This window comes from Allobosea sp. Root381, assembly GCF_001429395.1.
In the GTDB taxonomy this organism is placed as follows: Bacteria; Pseudomonadota; Alphaproteobacteria; order Rhizobiales; family Beijerinckiaceae; genus Allobosea.
The window spans coordinates 14,128-29,572 of record NZ_LMJT01000027.1; the positions used below are offsets into that span (position 1 = coordinate 14,128).

The following is a 15,445-nucleotide window of genomic DNA, read 5'->3' on the forward strand; positions in this document are numbered from 1 at the left end:
TCTATCCCGTCTGTGCGCTCGTCAGGAGGCGGCGGACGCAAGTCGCAAGCGCGCCCTGCCATTGCGGCAGCCTGATACCATGGATTTCCGCGAGCCTGGAGGAGTCAAGGCGCGAGTTTGCCGGCCGGCGGGCCGGCGTCGGATAGTCGGAGGTCATGATGCGCTTGACCCGCACAGGTGGGCCGCCCAGTGCCTCACGCTCGGCAAATATGTGCGCGGCGACGTCGGCCCAGACCGCCTCGCCTTGCGCGGCCATATGGAAGGTGCCGCGGAGCGTGGGCTCGCCCGGCCGCTCGGCCAGATTGCGCGCCACGCCGAAGATCGCATCGGCAATGTCGAGTGCGCTGCTCGGGCTGCCGGCCTGATCGGCGACGACGCCGACCTCGTCGCGAGTTTCGGCCAGCCGCAGCATGGTGCGCACGAAGTTCTTGCCAAAGGGGCTGTAGACCCAGGCGGTGCGCAGGATGGCGTGATTGGGCGTTGCCGTCGCCACCGAGCGTTCGCCCTCGAGCTTGCTTCGGCCATATGCAGAGATCGGAGCGACGGGATCGTCCTCGCGATAGGGGCGCTCCAACGAGCCGTCGAAGACGTAGTCGGTCGAGATCTGGATGACGGGGATGCCGAGGGTGGCAGCGGCTTTTGCCACTTCGCCCGCGGCCGTGCCGTTAGCCAGCCGTGCGGCATCCTCCTGGCTCTCAGCCAGATCGACGGCGGTGAAGGCGGCGGCATTGACGATGACGTCCGGCCGGCTGGCGGTGATGGCAGGCGCGATCGACTCGAGCCGTTCGAGATCGAGGTGTGGGCGCCCGAGCGCGACCACCGTCACGCCTTCAGGGGCACGTTCCAGCATCGAGAGAACGACCTGGCCTGACTGTCCTGTGACCGCGATGCGCATGACGGTCAGCCGAAATAGCGCGGCAGATCGACGAGGCGCGGATGCTTGCGATCCTTGTCCGATAGCACGAGCTCGCCATGCGGAAGACGCCAGTCGATGCCGAGCGCCGGATCGTCGAAGGCGAGACCATGATCATTGGCCGGGCCGTAAGGTGCCGTGACCTTGTAGAGCACCTCGGTATCCGGCTCGAGCGTGACGAAGCCGTGGGCGAAGCCGATGGGCACCAGGATCTGGCGCCAATTCTCCGCCGACAGCTCGACCGCGACGTGCTGTCCAAAAGTCGGCGAGGATGTGCGGATGTCGACGGCGATGTCGAGGATACGGCCCTTCGTCACGCGCACGAGCTTGTCCTGTGCGAAGGGGGCTGACTGGAAATGCAGGCCGCGCAATGTGCCGACCTGCGCGGAAAGCGAGTGGTTGTCCTGGACGAAAGCGAGGTCGATGCCCGCCGCCGCCATGTCGGATTGCTTGTAGACCTCGGAGAAGAAGCCGCGATGGTCGCCATGTCTCTTCGGTGTGATGATCTTCACATCCGGGATGGCGGTGGGTTCGGCGCTCAACATACTGTGTTCCGGTTCCGATCAGCCCGCGCCAAGGCGCTCGCCGCGATAGACGCCCGAGCGGATGTCGCCCCACCAAGCCGGGTTGGCCAGATACCATTCAACCGTGCGGCGCAAACCGGTCTCGAAGGTTTCCCTTGGCGTCCAGCCGAGCTCGCGGCCGATCTTGCCCGCGTCGATCGCGTAGCGCGCATCATGGCCGGGACGGTCGGTGACATAATTGATCAACCGCGCATGCGGGCCGGCCGGGTCGGGCCGCAGTTCGTCCAGAGTGGCGCAGATGCCCTTGACCACATCGATATTGGCCATCTCGTTATGGCCTCCGATATTATACGTTTCGCCGACGGTGCCCTTCGTCGCGACGGTCAAAAGCGCGTCGGCATGATCGTCCACATAGAGCCAGTCGCGCACATTCAGGCCGTTTCCGTAAACGGGCAGCGGTTTGCCCTCGAGAGCATTGATGATCATCAGCGGGATCAGCTTCTCGGGGAAGTGGTAAGGACCGTAGTTGTTCGAGCAATTGGTCATTACGACCGGCAGGCCATAGGTGTGGTGCCAGGCGCGAGCGAGATGGTCGGAAGCTGCCTTGGAGGCCGAGTAAGGCGAATTCGGCTGATAGGCTGTGTCCTCGCGGAAGAGGCCCTCGGCGCCGAGCGACCCGAAGACCTCGTCGGTCGAGATATGGTGGAAGCGGAAGCCGGCCTTGCGGGCCTCATCAAGCCCGCGCCAGTGGCGCAACGCTTCCTGCAGCAGGGCGAAGCTGCCGACGATATTCGTCTGGATGAAATCGCCGGGTCCGTCGATCGAGCGATCGACATGGCTTTCCGCGGCCAGATGCATGACGATATCGGGATCGAAATCGGCAAAGATCGCGCGCATACGATCGGCATCGCCGATATCGGCCTTCTCGAAGCGATAGCGGTTGCTGCTGGAGACAGGCGCGAGCGAAGCCAGGTTGCCGGCATAGGTGAGCTTGTCGACGACGCAGACGCTGTTCTGCGTCTCGCCGATCAGCTTTCGAACCACCGCCGAACCGATGAAGCCGGCGCCGCCGGTGACGAGGAATTTCAGAGACACGCCGCTTCGCTCCGGAGGGTCGAGAGTTGATGAGAACCGCAATCCGACTGTGGCGAAGAAGCAGCCGCCCCATGATCTGTCAAGCATTTGCCATTGCCGTAGGCGATGTCGGAAACATTGCGATTCGTCGGGTTCGGCGGTTTCGTTGCCCGTTTGGTAAGGCGAAAATGCGGGGGTGGCGCTCTCGCCGGAACGCGCCGCGGACATAGTCTGTTGCAGCATCTTTGGAGCGATCGGTGCCTCGCGCAGGGAAAGCGCGTTCACCATCTCTGCACGGCATCGTGAAGCCGGACAGCGACGGCTCCCCGAGCCGCAGCGCATGGGCTCTCCATGCCTTCAAGCCAAGCTTGCAGGCGCCGGGCCAAGCCGGCCCCTGAACCCGTCGTGAAGCCCGGTACGGACGGGTCTCAACGAGCCAGGCTGTCCCTTCAAGGCAAGAAGGCCGATCTGCGCGAAGAGTCCTGCGCAGGACTTCGCCCGCCAGCGCAGCGGCACATGGCGAAGGCGCGCCGTCGCGATCACGTTGCGCGCGTAATAATAGTTGCGGACCGGGGAGTGGCGCAGGATTTGGGCCTTGCCCAATTCATCTTGGCTGACCGCCTCTCCCCAGCGATGCGGCACCGCGAGATCGGTCGCGATATGCGAGCCCCAGCCACGATCCCAGGCCCGGAACCCCCATTCGACATCGATGCCGGCGATGAAGAAATCATCCCTGAAGGGGCCGACCGCTTCATAGGCGCCGACGCTTACCACCGAGCCGGAGGTCGGTGCAAAATCGACTGCAGCAAGACCGTCCGCGCGGGGCTTGCCACGCCATTCATAGCGGAGCGGCTTGTAGAAGCCGTCCTGCGGCGGCACGAGGCGTGGGGCCAGCACCGCGATCTTCTCCCCCTGGCTCTCCAAGGCGAGAGAGCGCTCGGTCAGGGTCTCAAGAATGCCGGTCGGCGGTTCGCTATCCTGATCGAGCAGCATCACATGGGTGAAGCCTTCATGTGCAGCCGCTTCCATCACGGCATTGAGGCCGCGCGCCAGGCCGACATTCTTCGGGCTCGACAACAACCGGAGAGCCGTTGGAGCAAGGGCCTCGATGGCCTCGACATCGACAGGCCCATTCGCAAAAGCAAAAAGCGGACAGCCGCGCAGTCCTTCGGCCTGTCGCACAAGCAAGAGCGGGTCGGGTCGGTATAGCACCACCGCCGCGCAGGCGCGCGCGCCTCGCATCTGCACGTCCTGCGGTGTCATTGCGCTGCCATCCCTACCGAATGCGGTAGGCAATATCCCCATCCGCGATGCAACATCAACCTTGACGCTGCGGCGTCTGCCGCTGTTTTGGTGCCTGGAGCGGATGCCGGTAAAAATTGCACCGATCATTCGAATTCGGGGCAGAAGAGGGCGAAAGGGCCTGGCGCAATTTGAACAGCCCCAGCCATCGTCAAAGGCAAATGCGCCTTTCAGCGTGCGGGACGCGCAATTGAGGTCCTTTGGCAGATAACGGATGCGTCGGAATCGACTCGCAACCGCGTCGACGTTCAAGCCCGCCTTGGCCCGGCCCCGGAAGAACGCTCTTCACCAGCTCGGGCGGTGGCTCCGAGCATTGGGCGTCATGCCTTTACGACATTGTCAGCAAAAATTCCGCTGCGCGCACACGCATTACGCGTGTCGACAACGAGTTTAGCCCCTGCGACCAGGGCCGTGTAATCGACGACATCATGATCCGTTGCAATCAGCAGAGCATCGTAGCTCGCTACAGCACCTGGCTCGATAGACGTGGAACAGCGTCCGGCCAGTTCGGCGTGCTCACGCGTCCGAGGGATCACCGGGACGTGGGGATCGTGATAGTCGACGCTCGCGCCGCGCTGCTCCAATAGCTCGATCAGTCTCAGGGAAGGGCTCTCGCGCATATCGTCGACGTTCTTCTTGTAGGCGACGCCGATAATCAGGATTCTGGCCCCGTTCAGGCCGCGTTCGAAGCGTCGGTCCAGCTCCTGCGCCAGTTTTTCGACAATGAGGCGCGGCATGGCCGTGTTGATTTCGCCCGCAAGTTCGATGAAGCGCGCCGTGATGTCGAATTCACGCGCCTTCCAAGACAGGTAGAACGGGTCTATCGGGATGCAATGGCCGCCCAGCCCGGGGCCTGGATAGAACGGCATGAAGCCGAAGGGCTTGGTCTTGGCGGCGTCGATCACCTCCCAGATGTCGATCCCCATGGCCGCGAAGATCACCTTGAGCTCGTTGACGAGCGCGATATTGACCGACCGAAAGATGTTCTCGGTCAGTTTGACGGCCTCCGCCGTGCCCGTCGACGAGACGGCGACGGTCTTCACGATGAACTGCCCGTAGAACGCTTCTGCAACGCGCAATGCCTCCGCACCGTCGCCTCCGACGACCTTGGGAATCGAGGCGGTCTCGAAATGCGGATTGCCGGGATCCTCCCGCTCAGGCGAATATGCGAGATAGAAATCCGCTCCACTCTTCAAGCCGGTCCGCTCCAGGATCGGCCTGATGACCTCCTCGGTCGTCCCGGGATAGGTCGTGGACTCGAGAGCGACGAATTGGCCCCTGCGCAGTTGTTTCGCGATCACTTCTGCAGTTTGGGTGACGAAACTCAAATCGGGTTCGCGATTTCGGGTCAGCGGAGTCGGCACGCAGATCACCAAGCCATCGGGCTCGTGGAGACGCGAGAAGTCGTCGGTGGCCGAAAAGCGTCCTGCGTAGATGGCAGAGACCAGATCGGCGGCGGCGATATGCTTGATGCCGGGATGCCCGCTGTTGATTTCGCGCACCCGCGCCGCGTTGATATCGAACCCGACCACCGTAAGGTTGGCGCGCGCCACCGCCAAGGCGAGCGGGAGGCCGACATATCCCAAACCGATGATGCCGACCTTGAAGCTGCCATCCCTCAGCCGTTGCAGCAGGCTGTTCGCGAGATCATCCCCAACACTGTCAGTCATGGTACTCGCTTCCGGATGGGCCTGGTCGCCGGCGGTTCCTGCGGCCCGCTGGCGCACAGAATATGCGTTGTGCGTCGCCCCATCGCATGTCTTTCCCGTTCGGGCCAGCCTCGAGAATCAAGCTCGGCCCGAGGGCCGCTTTCCGCACGAAAACCAGCCGTTCGTGCAGGAGATCCACCGAGGCATCCTCGTCAACTGCTTCGAGGTAGACGCATAACTCCGGCGTTGCCTGAACATCCGAAAGTTGATTGTCGTGCAGCCCCGGCGCGCACGACGCAGGCCCATCGCGCCGGTCGAGGACGGCAGCGGCGCGATGGGCGGCGATAGCTGCGTTTCGTCAGGCTGGATTGTCACAAGATCAGCGGTAGGCCGTCGTAACAGGCTGACGTTCCAAGGGATTTTGGAGCGGGCGATCGGGATCGAACCGACGACATTCAGCTTGGGAAGCGGTACTAAAGTCCCGCGATTTCCGGCTCGCGTTCCCCATCGACCGCTGTGGACAAACCACTTATCTGGAGCGAGCCATCCGTCAGCGGGCGTTGAAGCACAATCGCCTGCTCCCACGGCGCCGTCATCCACGTCTCGCAATCCTCCGGCGTGGTCAGGATAACCGGCATCACTTTCGGATGGACTGTTCTTTCTGCGGCCGCTTGTCCCCACGCGGCCCTTACAATCACGCGGGTCCCGCCCCATGTTCGAATCGGGGTCGTCGAGAGCAAGCCGCCATTGCGGTTGATCTGCTCCGGGACGGCCAGCCTCGAGACAACATCGGCATTGCTAAGCTCCTTTCGGAGCGAGGGGCGTGCGTATGCGCGGCCGACCGGCGTTCGCGCCGCCTACTCGATGTGGGACGGCGTCGTTTAGGTGAGCTTGACTGCCGGAAGCTAGCTAATTTTATGAAGTGTTGCCTCTCACCTAAGTAATTTCAGCGTTTGATAGCTTACCTTGTTCTAGTTCATCGATACTCCGCGCAGTTCAAGCGCATGTTCAAGTCGATTTACGATCCAAAGAATCATTATTTGATCCATATAGACAAGAATTCTGGCCCTGAACTGGAAAACAATATTCGCCATTTCTTGAGCTATTTTTCCAACAGTGCAGTCCTTGAGGGGCGCCGCGCACTTTGGGGCGGCTACAGTCTCGTTGATGCCGAGCTACGTGGCATAGCGCAGCTTCTGGAAATGGGCGCGAACTGGGAATTCTTCATCAACCTGAGCGGGCAAGACTACCCGCTCAAGAGCCAGGAGGAGATTGCGACCTTCCTGAAGCGCAATCGCGGCAAGGAGTTCATCAAGGTCCTCGACCAGCGCAAGGCGCGGCCCGAGACCATGCAGCGCGTCGGTCGCTATGTCGTTGAGTTCGAGAAGCGCATCGTCAGGACGCCGTTCCCGCACTCTTTCATGTCCGGCGTCTCGCCCTACATTGGCAACCAGTGGATGATCGTCAGCCGGCGCTTCTGCGAATTCGTCTCTCATGATCCGCAGGCAAAACGCTATAAGGCCTTCTATCGCAACACCTTCATTCCGGATGAGGGCTTCTTCCAGACAGTGATGATGAACACCGCAGGTCATGGCGAAATCGTCAACGACGACCTGCGCATGATCGACTGGGTTCCCGATGGTGACATCAAGCTGCGCCCGCGGACGTTTACCGCGGAAGACGCAACGGAGCTGCTGGCAAGCCCGTGTCTCTTCGCCCGCAAGTTCGACTCAACCGTCGATGACGAGATCCTCGACATGATCGACGACCGCCTGCGCACGGACGACGCGCTGCTCCACGTGCCAACGCGGCCGCTTGCTCCCATCCCGGTTCATCACTCTGTGCCGGTCACGCAGGCCGCCTTCGTGGCGTCCTGAGCCGCAGCGGAGAACAGAGAGATCATCATGGCACTGAACTTTCCCAATCCGGTCCGCAGTTTCGATGCCGGCCGTTCTTGCATCAGCTTCTGGGGTTCGGACACCTCGCTGGAGATCGCCTTCCAGATCGAGGTCGATGCGCTGCGCACGCTCGGAGCGGTGACCGGTGATGGCGAGGCGCAGATGTTGGCGATTTTCGACAGCCATCGCGACGCCATCCTAAACGCGGCAGCGACGGCCTATGGCCGCCGCAAAGGCGCCTATCACCGCATCACCGCAGCCGACGTGAGCAAGGGCTGAGAAAATGTCGCGCGCACCCTACAAGACAGGTGATCTCGTCGAACTGACGCGAGATTTTGCGAACCAGCCTCGGGTCGGCCCTTTCGAGATCACGCGGCTGATGCCAGCGCGCGACAACAGGGAGGAACAGTACCGCGTCCGTGGCCCCGATGGGCGCGAGCGCGCAATCGATCATCACGAAATCGACGAATCCGGCGGTAGCGGAGCGGAGGCGTAAGTCATGACGTCAAAATCGAAACTGCGCGTCGATGCCGACAATGCGTTTCTGAAGGTTCAGAACCGCACGTCAGTCCAGGCCAGGATCATGTCCGAGACAGAACTTCTCGTTCAAGCTCGTGATGAGAAGACTGCTCGGCTGAGGGCATTGCGGTTGGAGGCGGCGGCCGTGGGATGCACGGTCTCCGCATTGGCATCGGAAAAGCCCTAACGCCAAAGCGTCGATGCGGTTCATCTCAGCTCGCTAGAGGTCGAGAGCGTGGAGTGTTTGGCGTCTGTGCGCCCGACTCCAGCGTCGAGACGTTCTTCCTCCAGCCCTTCAAGACGCATCGAAAGCGTCTGGTTCCACGCCAGCGCGTGCCTGCCAAGACGAAGCATCACGCCCTCAACGAAGGCGAGCGGCTGGGCCGCACGGCCGAGGGTGGCGCGGTGATCCACGTCACCGCCGACGACGAAACCGGCGAGGTCAGCGCGCTCGACGTGCTGGCGCGTCACGGCGCGATCCCGGAGGAGTTTGAAGAGCAAATCCGAGCGCTGTGATGCCGGGGCTGCCCCTTCGCCGGCAGCCGCTTAATTTCCCACACGACGACCCCGATCTGCGCTGGTCGGTGTACTGCGAAGGCTATTCGGTCGGCGTCATCGTCCAGCACCAAGGGCGATCTGATGAGCCGCGGACATGGCGCTGGGTGATGCATATTCACGCTGATGATCGGACCAACGGGCTCACAGGGCTTTCGGGCGAGGAAGCGGGCCGCGAGGCGGCGATGGCCGCCTTCCGCGCGGCCTGGGATCGGGTGCGGCCGGCCATCGGCGACCAAGGTTGGCGCCTGCAAATCCAGCACATGGAATGGCTGGCAGCGCTGAAAAACCGGATTGCCTAAGCAGGCAGTGAGGAGATTCGACGATGCCTTACCCGCCCGAGAACCCGCCCCGCGTCTATTCTTTCCTCGCCGGCCGAGAGGTCAACACCTGGTCCGAGGAATGGAAGGAAGAGTGCGAGGTGAAGTTCCTCGCCGAAATGCCGCTCACGAAGCGCAACCAGGCGCTGAACGGCGTGAAAGACGAACTGCGGGGCATCAAACAAATCCGGGGTGATGCCGCCGCGGCGCGGCTGCGGGCCGAGATTGATCGCTATGCGGCGCTGGTGGCAGTGCGCTGAAGCGAAAAAAGGGCCGGCCCCGAAAGGGCACGGCCCAAGTGGTAGTAGGGGTTATCGCGCATACGCCGGAAACCGCTCGGCACGGATACACGGCGAAGCCGCGATGCGCTTGTTCCTTCACATCGAAGTGACATTAGCGTCGGCGTCGCCGCTGTCCGCTTCGTTCGCCGAAAAGGTATCGCGCTCGGGGGCTGTTCCTCGAATTGCCAGCACTCGCCGACCAATCACCTCCAAGCGTTGATCACCGATACTGACGACGGCCAGGACCAACGCGGCGCCACCTTCGCACAAAAGCATCACACGACCTGCGAATGCCGCAGAGTCGATCATGGCTACATTGAACAGCAGCGAGCCCACACATAGGTCGTCGCAGTCGCTTGCGAAGTGGTAATCGACGGGAATCCGGCCCGCATTGCCCAAGAGAAGCGTACCACTTCCGCAAGGCATCTCGTATCTCCAGCTTTGTGGCTTCACGATGCCGCAGGCGTCATTTCCGGTGTCGAGTGTGAGAGAGCGACGCTAACTCCCGAGCTTAGATTGGTGGGACCACGACCTTCCCGCCGGCCGCTTCACCCGGCCAGTGGTTGCCCACCGACGTACGGAGGAACGGGGCATCTAGCGGCTGGGTGGGAAGCTCAGCTCATCTCTCGCGCGAAGAGCAGTGGCAATTCGCTGGAATGACGCGACCGCCTCCGCTCGAATATCTGAATAACAGGCGGCCTCATCACAGGAGGCAGCGATGTCTTCGATCTCTTGTATCGACATCGCCTCGACGATGCGCGCGGCTGCCTCTCCGTTGAACACACGATCTTCCGACAATCCGCCGCTCTCGCCAGGTCGTCGGGTTAACCATCCTGTAAACCACGACGCCATTGGCCGAGCTTTCGTTGGTCGAGCACCTGGCCCGCCACATCCGCCTAAGACTGCAGGTAGATCAGCGACACCGGTTCGCAGTGCTTTCTAGTCGGACGATCGGTGTTCGAGTGCTCACCTAGCTAGAGCGCTCTCCAAGTCAGCCCGGTGGTTAGGGAACTCGCTATTTTGGCTCTGGTTGAGCGGAAGCGTGTTTGTCGCAGTCCGCGGCCACCGTCGCCGGATTGCCGATCTGAGTCGGCGAGCTTTTGTGTTTTTCCTTGGATCTGTCGACAGGCTTCCCCGCGGCAAGTCGGTTCAGCATCTCAGTGATTGGATTATGTCCGCTTCGCCGGGTCCGGTCTATTTTGGGCCGTCCTTTCCGTCTGGAGAACGCAGGAAAGGCAGCGCCGATATCATCAGGCGCGCAAAATGAGGGAAATACAAGCGGCGCATTTGAAACGGCCAAAAATAGTTCTCGATGTTAAAGTTAGGATCAATTTTCGCGCGCATATAATAGCTTTTTGTCAGTTTTAGCAGATTGCCCCTTACGTTTCACTCCAAATCTAGAAAAATAACCTGCTCCAGCGCAGACAGGTAGACCTTTCGCGGACGCAAACAGAATGAATAGATAGCGCGATCCGGCGGCGATCATCGTGCAGCCGGCACGAAAAAGGCCCGGCCTCCTTTCGGGGAACCGGGCCTCTGACCGTCGTCGCGCGAGGCGAACGGCAGCTACTGAATTCTGCTACCGCACAACCCGACACCACCGTTACATCCGCGGCTCGCATCCTGATCGGCGGTAGAGCGTGTGAGTGCCCTGCTGTTGGGGGAAGCGACAAACCACACGGCGCCAGCGAGCCGGCGCGGTCTGTAAACCTCACTCGCTGTCTATGGTTCCCAGATTATCGAACACCCTGAACGCCCATCGTCTGGGAAGCGCGCGCTCTGTAAAGAAGCAGGACGTTCCGCTTGAGATCGTCCTCGTCGAGAGCTGACGGCGCGCAGCCGGCGATCAAGTAGGCCAGCCTCAACCGCTCAGCCTCGCGTTTGGCTTCAGGCACGCTGTCTTCGACCTCATTCCATGCGGCGTCCATCACGGCGTAGGCCCGCGCCAGGTCGGACGGGTCACTCAATGATGAAAAGGGCATTTCCCCCTCCATGGGCAACACGAACGGCAAAAGTTTAGGAGAAAAAACGCACCCTGCAAGAGGCCGCTGAAACGAAAAAGGCCGGCCACTCCGAAGGATGACCGGCCCGAGTTTAGGGAGGAAACGCCCAAGGAGGGCCGCCCCTTACGAGGGCGAGGCGATCGGACACGAGGATGCGGCGCAGTCCTGCCGACCAACTTCACCGTGACGAGTAGACCGCTCTTGCCCCCCGTGATGTCGGTATGCCCCGGCAGCCTTGACGTACGGTCGTCGTTCTTCCAAAGACGAAGTGCGGCAGGAATGTGGAGATTTATCGTGAAAATTATGGCAGTTGGATTCGGATTGGTTGCGTTGTTTGCGGTGAGTTCGTCCGCGGTCGCGATGCCGCGCGGAATGGGCTACAAGTGCAAGGATCTATACTCGCGCTATGACATGCAAGCCGGCCCTAAAGCCTTTGCCCTAGGCAGGAATGGCGCGTGTGCTTGGAAGGCGCGAGTGCGCTCCATTCGGGAAGCTGAAATGGAAGCGATTGCCGGATGCCGGCGCCAGCGCGGAACGGACTGCCGCATCGTCGACTCGCACCGCTACTGAAATCCAGCCGGTAGAGTGAGAAACTTGCCGTCGCTCCATGCCGAGCGGCGGTTCAAGACAATGGCGGGATGCGGATGACTGGCAGCTCCTGCCAGATCGTCCAGAGGCCGTGCGGCATCCGGTAGTTGATCTGGCCCCTGATGGTGAGGCCGGGGACGCGGTCGATGTCGCTCGGGATCGACACGCAGAGTTCGTTGCGGCCGGGCCCGATTGAGCTCGCTTGGGGGTTGCGCAGCACCTGCCCGTCGCGCCGGCGCTCGGTGATTGCCGGGAACTCAACGGCCGTCCCATCGACCGTGAGGGCCCAGGACACGACGATCGGCTGTGCATAGCGCGCCTTCGTCCAGATCCATGTCCAGCACATCCGGCCCGGCGACCGGTCGTCGTCATCGAACTCGACCGACTGCTCCGTCAGCACCGGAGCGATCCGTGCCTCCAGCGCAGGCGTCGCATAGAGGAACAGGGTGGTGCCGATGACACCGGCCACGGCCCAGACGCCGACGGCCGTCGCGGTGCGTGCGCTCAGCATCACTTCGCTCCCTTGATGGCGAGCCAGATAGCCGTGCCGATTCCGCCGAGCAGGACCGTGACGACCGCCTTGAGCCCGTGGCTGATCAGTGCCTCGCGGGTCTCCCGCGCTGCGCGCATCGCGGTGAGGTCCTTCCGAAAGGCCGGGATGTCGTCGATCCCGACCTTGTCGAGGAAGCGCTTGATCCCCTCTTCGACCATCTCCTCGACATCGCCGGCTTTGATCGCATCGTCACGGACCGCTCTGGCGGCGGTCATGGCGGCGGCGGAGATCATCCGCTCGATGTCGGAGGCATAGAGGACGGTGTCGCCGGGGAGCATGGCCGGAGGCGTTCTTTCAGGCATGGGCAAGGCTCCGGCCGGCGGCGCGATCAGCGAGCGACGACTTTGGGATCGGGGATCGCCGCCGCGATCTCGGGCGAAGTGACGATCCGGTCACGATCATTTGGCAGCGCCGCGGCGGCGGTAGCGATGAGGCCGTTCCGGCGCCGGATGTATAGGCTGTAGACGGTGGTGCCGAGGTTCGCGGCCGCGCCGACGAAAACCTGCGTCGCGGCAGTGACGCCCAGGATCTGCTCGACCGTCTCCGGATGTGCCAGGCCAAGGACGGCAAGCGAAGCGCCGACGCTCTGGATCGTGGTGCGGACGAGCGACCAGAATTGCTCGCTGGTGAGGAGCTTCAGCATGGCTCAGGCCCCCTTCTTCGCAGCGCCGAGCGCCTGCTGCGCCTGGATGATTTCGCCGACGGCGATGGTGAGCTCCGCGACGGTGGTCGGCGGCTTCGCGCAGAAGCGGTTCAGCGCGACTTCGCCCTTGCGGGCCGCGGCGCGGACGCTCTCCGGCGCGAACACGTCGACGAGGAGGACGGCGGTCTTCAGTTCGCCGCAGCGCGCGGCGAGGCTCGAGCTCGTTTCGGCGACGCGGTTGTCGAGATCGGTGAGGGTCTGGCAGCCGGCGAGCGCGACTGCGCAGGCAAGCGCCAGCGCCGCTAGGATGCGGTTCATGCGGTTCTCCAACGTTGTTGATGAGGTAAAAGATTAACCGACCAAAGTCGGGTGACTTGCGTTAGCTGCCGGATCTAGTGTCTAGCGGGGGACAAACCGGGGCGTTCGCTATGAAGAATGGTTTCACTGCTTCTCACTACGCCAGACGCGAGCGCCTGAAAAAACAAATTGCGGCTAAACTGGCCGAACTTCGCAGATTCAAAAGCGATTATCATTTGGTTGAAAGCAACGATAACTTTCACATTGCTGATCTTTCAACCCGAACCGTGGTGTTGATGCGATCCATTTCGTTAGATCGAGCGCAATAGATCGGAGGCGCGATCGCGCATGATGTCCCCACACGCCTTCGGTCCGACCACTGCCGGATCGAAGGATAGGCGGGAAATGTCCCACTTACCCTTCTGCTTGATGCCCAGGTTCGCCTGGACCTCGGCATGTGAGAGCACTGTCTTCGGCGTGACCGGGATACCGTAGCGCCGGCAGAGGTTGGCCACGACGCGCGGCAGCATCTCCCACTGCGCCCGCGTCATCGGCGCCGAGCCGGGCTTGAAGGGACTCTCGACCGCGCCGGCCATGCAGCACAGCGCCACGCCGATCGAGCCGGTGTTGCAGTTGAGGGTGTGCGCGGCGTACCCCTTTTTAGTGCCGCCGGCGTCGTTCAGGGCAATCGATGGATTCCCTCTCACTAAAGCGCCGTCGGCCTCGATCAGGATATGGTAATGGCTCCGGTCGAGCGAGGAAGCTCGGTGGCTGCCGGCCGTCCAGTGAAGGATGACGCGCGACATCCGAGCTGGTGGCAGCCAGTCAGGCGGAAGAACGCCCCCCGTCCCCCCCGCCTGATCCGGCTTCTTGTTTCCCGCAGCCTGCAGCGCCGCGATCGTCAGCGGCCCGACGATGCCGTCCACCGCGAGACCCTGCCCCCTCTGGAACGCCTGGATCGCCGTCCGCGTCTTCGGGCCCATGATCCCATCGGCGACAAGCGAATAGCCGAGCGCGATCAGCGCCCGCTGGATGGCGGTCGCGTCCATGGGATGCTCCGGGCATGGAAAAGCCGCCTCAGAGGGCGGCTGGACAACGCCTCAGAGGGCGGCTGGACAAAAAGACAAGATCCCGCGAACTATGCGTGCGGAGGAAGATCGTTATGGATCGTAGTTCTCACCTGAAGCTCCATGAGCGGCTTCAAGAACGCGCTGAGGCAGAGCGCCTTAAAGGTGACGATGCATCAACTCTCCGGGCCACGATCTTCTCGGATGTCGCCGAGGACGTCATTGGGGCCCTGGAAGACACCATGCAACAGAAATCCGCCTTCTATAGAGCCACCGATCCTGATTTCTCGGCAAGCGACATCCCGCCCGAGCCGCTCATCCCGTCGTCAACAACCGGGCATCGAGTCTGAAGCGTGCCAGATGACCGGCATCGCCGAGGTGCAGATCGTCGCTCACGAGCGGGTCGATGCCGGCGAGGTCATCGGCAGACAAAGCCGCATTGAAATCGACGAAGGCGTAACCCTTGCGGGCGCACATAGCGCCCAATGCACGGCCGACTTCCGAGGCGGTGAAATAAAACGTGCCGGACCCGCCCTGCTCGCTGTTACCTCTGGCGAGCGGAGGCGAGTAGACGATCGGCTGGATACCCGCGCGATTGGCCAGCAGCCAGGTCACGATCGACTCGACGTTATCGGCCACCTTGCTCGGCTGACGCGGGGCGGCGGTCGTGTTGCGGTCGTTCGTCCCGAGCATGATCATCGCGTGGGTTGCGCCCGCCGGGACGGCGCCAGACAGTAACGCGCCGCCCGAGAGCCACTGGCCTGACGCCGTACCGATGAGGCCCTGATTGAGGACCTCGACGGATCGATAATGCTCGATCGCCTCCAGGCGCAGCGCGATCGACGTGGAATGATTGATGATCCGGACATCGTGGCGACCAAAATCAACCTCCACAAGCTCCGAAAACCCAAAGGCTGCGGGCGATTGATAATGCGAGATATCTTCAGACACCGGGACACCATCGACGACGACATCGAAGGTGCCCGCCGGATCAACATTGAGCTTGGCGAAGCGGACGGCGAACTTGTTGCCACGAAGGAAAAGCGCAGTTCCTGGCTCGGCTCGATGTTGATCTCCTTTGCCAACGCAGACCCGCTATTTCCCGGATCAGAAGCAGACGGCGAGGTGACCTTAACACCGCTCGCTGTGAGATAGACGCCGAAGGCAGGATGGCGGATCGGATCGACCAGCACCGGATCGACATAGCGGCCTGAGCCGGCCTGCGGCTCAGTAAGGCCGTTACCGTTGGCAACCTTGTA

General features: G+C 62.2%; 22 protein-coding genes and 1 pseudogene. 9 read left to right on the forward strand and 14 right to left on the reverse strand.

The genetic code is table 11. The annotated features are described in order from the left end of the window. Window position 1 precedes the first annotated feature (1 nt). From rfbD to ASE63_RS28535, 6 genes and pseudogenes are all read right to left on the reverse strand, one after another. Window positions 2-895: a dTDP-4-dehydrorhamnose reductase gene (rfbD, locus tag ASE63_RS19270; RefSeq protein WP_056805062.1), complete on the reverse strand. Its 894-nt coding sequence runs from the start codon at window positions 893-895 to the stop codon at window positions 2-4. Window positions 896-900: 5 nt separating this feature from the next. Next, on the reverse strand, window positions 901-1,458 hold the full coding sequence (rfbC, locus tag ASE63_RS19275) for a dTDP-4-dehydrorhamnose 3,5-epimerase (RefSeq protein WP_056805066.1): 558 nt from the start codon (window positions 1,456-1,458) through the stop codon (window positions 901-903). Window positions 1,459-1,476: 18 nt separating this feature from the next. After that, window positions 1,477-2,532 (reverse strand): dTDP-glucose 4,6-dehydratase, encoded by a 1,056-nt coding sequence (gene rfbB / locus ASE63_RS19280; RefSeq protein WP_056805070.1) that lies wholly within the window; start codon window positions 2,530-2,532, stop codon window positions 1,477-1,479. A gap of 336 nt (window positions 2,533-2,868) precedes the next feature. After that, the gene (locus ASE63_RS27470; RefSeq protein WP_156410478.1) at window positions 2,869-4,065 is read right to left on the reverse strand and encodes a glycosyltransferase; all 1,197 of its coding nucleotides are present in this window, start codon (window positions 4,063-4,065) and stop codon (window positions 2,869-2,871) included. 68 nt (window positions 4,066-4,133) lie between these two features. Further along, the gene (locus tag ASE63_RS19290) at window positions 4,134-5,483 is read right to left on the reverse strand and encodes a nucleotide sugar dehydrogenase (protein ID WP_056805076.1); all 1,350 of its coding nucleotides are present in this window, start codon (window positions 5,481-5,483) and stop codon (window positions 4,134-4,136) included. A 452-nt stretch (window positions 5,484-5,935) separates the two neighbouring features. Beyond that, window positions 5,936-6,115 (reverse strand): annotated as a pseudogene (locus ASE63_RS28535) (SOS response-associated peptidase); the annotation flags it as partial. Between the two features lie 300 nt (window positions 6,116-6,415). Between ASE63_RS28535 and ASE63_RS19295 the strand changes: the two are divergent. From ASE63_RS19295 to ASE63_RS19325, 7 genes are read left to right on the forward strand one after another with little or no spacing between them, the layout of a single operon-like run. Further along, window positions 6,416-7,339 (forward strand): beta-1,6-N-acetylglucosaminyltransferase, encoded by a 924-nt coding sequence (locus ASE63_RS19295; protein WP_056805079.1) that lies wholly within the window; start codon window positions 6,416-6,418, stop codon window positions 7,337-7,339. 27 nt (window positions 7,340-7,366) lie between these two features. Next, complete coding sequence (locus ASE63_RS19300) at window positions 7,367-7,639, forward strand: DUF1488 domain-containing protein (protein WP_082610126.1); 273 nt, start codon at window positions 7,367-7,369, stop codon at window positions 7,637-7,639. Window positions 7,640-7,643: 4 nt separating this feature from the next. Beyond that, window positions 7,644-7,856 (forward strand): hypothetical protein, encoded by a 213-nt coding sequence (locus tag ASE63_RS19305; protein ID WP_056805083.1) that lies wholly within the window; start codon window positions 7,644-7,646, stop codon window positions 7,854-7,856. A gap of 3 nt (window positions 7,857-7,859) precedes the next feature. Beyond that, window positions 7,860-8,066, forward strand: a complete 207-nt coding sequence (locus tag ASE63_RS19310) for a hypothetical protein (RefSeq protein ID WP_056805086.1) — start codon at window positions 7,860-7,862, stop codon at window positions 8,064-8,066. Between the two features lie 53 nt (window positions 8,067-8,119). Further along, a complete protein-coding gene (locus tag ASE63_RS19315) occupies window positions 8,120-8,395 on the forward strand; it encodes a hypothetical protein (RefSeq protein WP_056805090.1) in 276 nt (91 codons plus the stop codon). Then, on the forward strand, window positions 8,395-8,736 hold the full coding sequence (locus tag ASE63_RS19320) for a hypothetical protein (protein ID WP_056805093.1): 342 nt from the start codon (window positions 8,395-8,397) through the stop codon (window positions 8,734-8,736). The genes ASE63_RS19315 and ASE63_RS19320 overlap by 1 nt, the downstream gene beginning before the upstream one ends. Window positions 8,737-8,759: 23 nt before the next feature. Beyond that, a complete protein-coding gene (locus ASE63_RS19325) occupies window positions 8,760-9,014 on the forward strand; it encodes a hypothetical protein (protein ID WP_056805097.1) in 255 nt (84 codons plus the stop codon). 117 nt (window positions 9,015-9,131) lie between these two features. Here the strand turns inward: ASE63_RS19325 and ASE63_RS19330 are convergent, their stop codons facing one another. The 7 genes from ASE63_RS19330 to ASE63_RS19360 all read right to left on the reverse strand — a co-directional run bounded on the left by ASE63_RS19330 (window position 9,132) and on the right by ASE63_RS19360 (window position 14,168). Continuing rightward, a complete protein-coding gene (locus ASE63_RS19330) occupies window positions 9,132-9,434 on the reverse strand; it encodes a hypothetical protein (RefSeq protein ID WP_210169324.1) in 303 nt (100 codons plus the stop codon). A gap of 1,337 nt (window positions 9,435-10,771) precedes the next feature. Continuing rightward, on the reverse strand, window positions 10,772-11,017 hold the full coding sequence (locus ASE63_RS19335) for a hypothetical protein (protein ID WP_156410479.1): 246 nt from the start codon (window positions 11,015-11,017) through the stop codon (window positions 10,772-10,774). A 643-nt stretch (window positions 11,018-11,660) separates the two neighbouring features. Next, window positions 11,661-12,137: a hypothetical protein gene (locus ASE63_RS19340; RefSeq protein ID WP_056805103.1), complete on the reverse strand. Its 477-nt coding sequence runs from the start codon at window positions 12,135-12,137 to the stop codon at window positions 11,661-11,663. Beyond that, window positions 12,137-12,481 carry a hypothetical protein gene (locus ASE63_RS19345; protein WP_156410480.1) on the reverse strand — a complete coding sequence of 115 codons (345 nt, stop codon included), beginning with the start codon at window positions 12,479-12,481 and terminating at the stop codon, window positions 12,137-12,139. The genes ASE63_RS19340 and ASE63_RS19345 overlap by 1 nt, the downstream gene beginning before the upstream one ends. Window positions 12,482-12,507: 26 nt before the next feature. Further along, entirely contained in the window at window positions 12,508-12,822 is a 315-nt protein-coding gene (locus ASE63_RS19350; RefSeq protein ID WP_056805105.1) for a hypothetical protein, read from the reverse strand. Window positions 12,823-12,825: 3 nt separating this feature from the next. Beyond that, a complete protein-coding gene (locus ASE63_RS19355; protein WP_056805108.1) occupies window positions 12,826-13,140 on the reverse strand; it encodes a hypothetical protein in 315 nt (104 codons plus the stop codon). Window positions 13,141-13,430: 290 nt separating this feature from the next. Beyond that, entirely contained in the window at window positions 13,431-14,168 is a 738-nt protein-coding gene (locus tag ASE63_RS19360) for a peptidoglycan-binding protein (RefSeq protein ID WP_056805110.1), read from the reverse strand. 113 nt (window positions 14,169-14,281) lie between these two features. On the opposite strand from ASE63_RS19360, the gene ASE63_RS27475 reads away from it, so the two are divergent. Then, window positions 14,282-14,536: a hypothetical protein gene (locus ASE63_RS27475; protein WP_156410481.1), complete on the forward strand. Its 255-nt coding sequence runs from the start codon at window positions 14,282-14,284 to the stop codon at window positions 14,534-14,536. Here the strand turns inward: ASE63_RS27475 and ASE63_RS19365 are convergent. After that, the gene (locus ASE63_RS19365; RefSeq protein ID WP_082610127.1) at window positions 14,502-15,137 is read right to left on the reverse strand and encodes a GDSL-type esterase/lipase family protein; all 636 of its coding nucleotides are present in this window, start codon (window positions 15,135-15,137) and stop codon (window positions 14,502-14,504) included. The genes ASE63_RS27475 and ASE63_RS19365 overlap by 35 nt on opposite strands. Between ASE63_RS19365 and ASE63_RS19370 the strand changes: the two genes are divergently transcribed. Beyond that, window positions 15,117-15,341: a hypothetical protein gene (locus tag ASE63_RS19370; RefSeq protein ID WP_056805115.1), complete on the forward strand. Its 225-nt coding sequence runs from the start codon at window positions 15,117-15,119 to the stop codon at window positions 15,339-15,341. The genes ASE63_RS19365 and ASE63_RS19370 overlap by 21 nt on opposite strands. Window positions 15,342-15,445: the final 104 nt, after the last annotated feature.

Excerpts from the sequence above, each read along its gene's own strand:
- rfbD (WP_056805062.1), bottom strand. The coding sequence starts at position 895 with ATGCGCATCGCGGTCACAGGACAGTCAGGCCAGGTCGTTCTCTCGATG.
- rfbC (WP_056805066.1), bottom strand. The coding sequence starts at position 1,458 with ATGTTGAGCGCCGAACCCACCGCCATCCCGGATGTGAAGATCATCACA.
- ASE63_RS19290 (WP_056805076.1), bottom strand. The coding sequence starts at position 5,483 with ATGACTGACAGTGTTGGGGATGATCTCGCGAACAGCCTGCTGCAACGG.
- ASE63_RS19300 (WP_082610126.1), top strand. The coding sequence starts at position 7,367 with ATGGCACTGAACTTTCCCAATCCGGTCCGCAGTTTCGATGCCGGCCGT.
- ASE63_RS19305 (WP_056805083.1), top strand. The coding sequence starts at position 7,644 with ATGTCGCGCGCACCCTACAAGACAGGTGATCTCGTCGAACTGACGCGA.
- ASE63_RS19310 (WP_056805086.1), top strand. The coding sequence starts at position 7,860 with ATGACGTCAAAATCGAAACTGCGCGTCGATGCCGACAATGCGTTTCTG.
- ASE63_RS19320 (WP_056805093.1), top strand. The coding sequence starts at position 8,395 with ATGCCGGGGCTGCCCCTTCGCCGGCAGCCGCTTAATTTCCCACACGAC.
- ASE63_RS19325 (WP_056805097.1), top strand. The coding sequence starts at position 8,760 with ATGCCTTACCCGCCCGAGAACCCGCCCCGCGTCTATTCTTTCCTCGCC.
- ASE63_RS19335 (WP_156410479.1), bottom strand. The coding sequence starts at position 11,017 with ATGCCCTTTTCATCATTGAGTGACCCGTCCGACCTGGCGCGGGCCTAC.
- ASE63_RS19340 (WP_056805103.1), bottom strand. The coding sequence starts at position 12,137 with ATGCTGAGCGCACGCACCGCGACGGCCGTCGGCGTCTGGGCCGTGGCC.
- ASE63_RS19345 (WP_156410480.1), bottom strand. The coding sequence starts at position 12,481 with ATGCCTGAAAGAACGCCTCCGGCCATGCTCCCCGGCGACACCGTCCTC.
- ASE63_RS19350 (WP_056805105.1), bottom strand. The coding sequence starts at position 12,822 with ATGCTGAAGCTCCTCACCAGCGAGCAATTCTGGTCGCTCGTCCGCACC.
- ASE63_RS19355 (WP_056805108.1), bottom strand. The coding sequence starts at position 13,140 with ATGAACCGCATCCTAGCGGCGCTGGCGCTTGCCTGCGCAGTCGCGCTC.
- ASE63_RS19360 (WP_056805110.1), bottom strand. The coding sequence starts at position 14,168 with ATGGACGCGACCGCCATCCAGCGGGCGCTGATCGCGCTCGGCTATTCG.
- ASE63_RS27475 (WP_156410481.1), top strand. The coding sequence starts at position 14,282 with ATGGATCGTAGTTCTCACCTGAAGCTCCATGAGCGGCTTCAAGAACGC.
- ASE63_RS19370 (WP_056805115.1), top strand. The coding sequence starts at position 15,117 with ATGCGAGATATCTTCAGACACCGGGACACCATCGACGACGACATCGAA.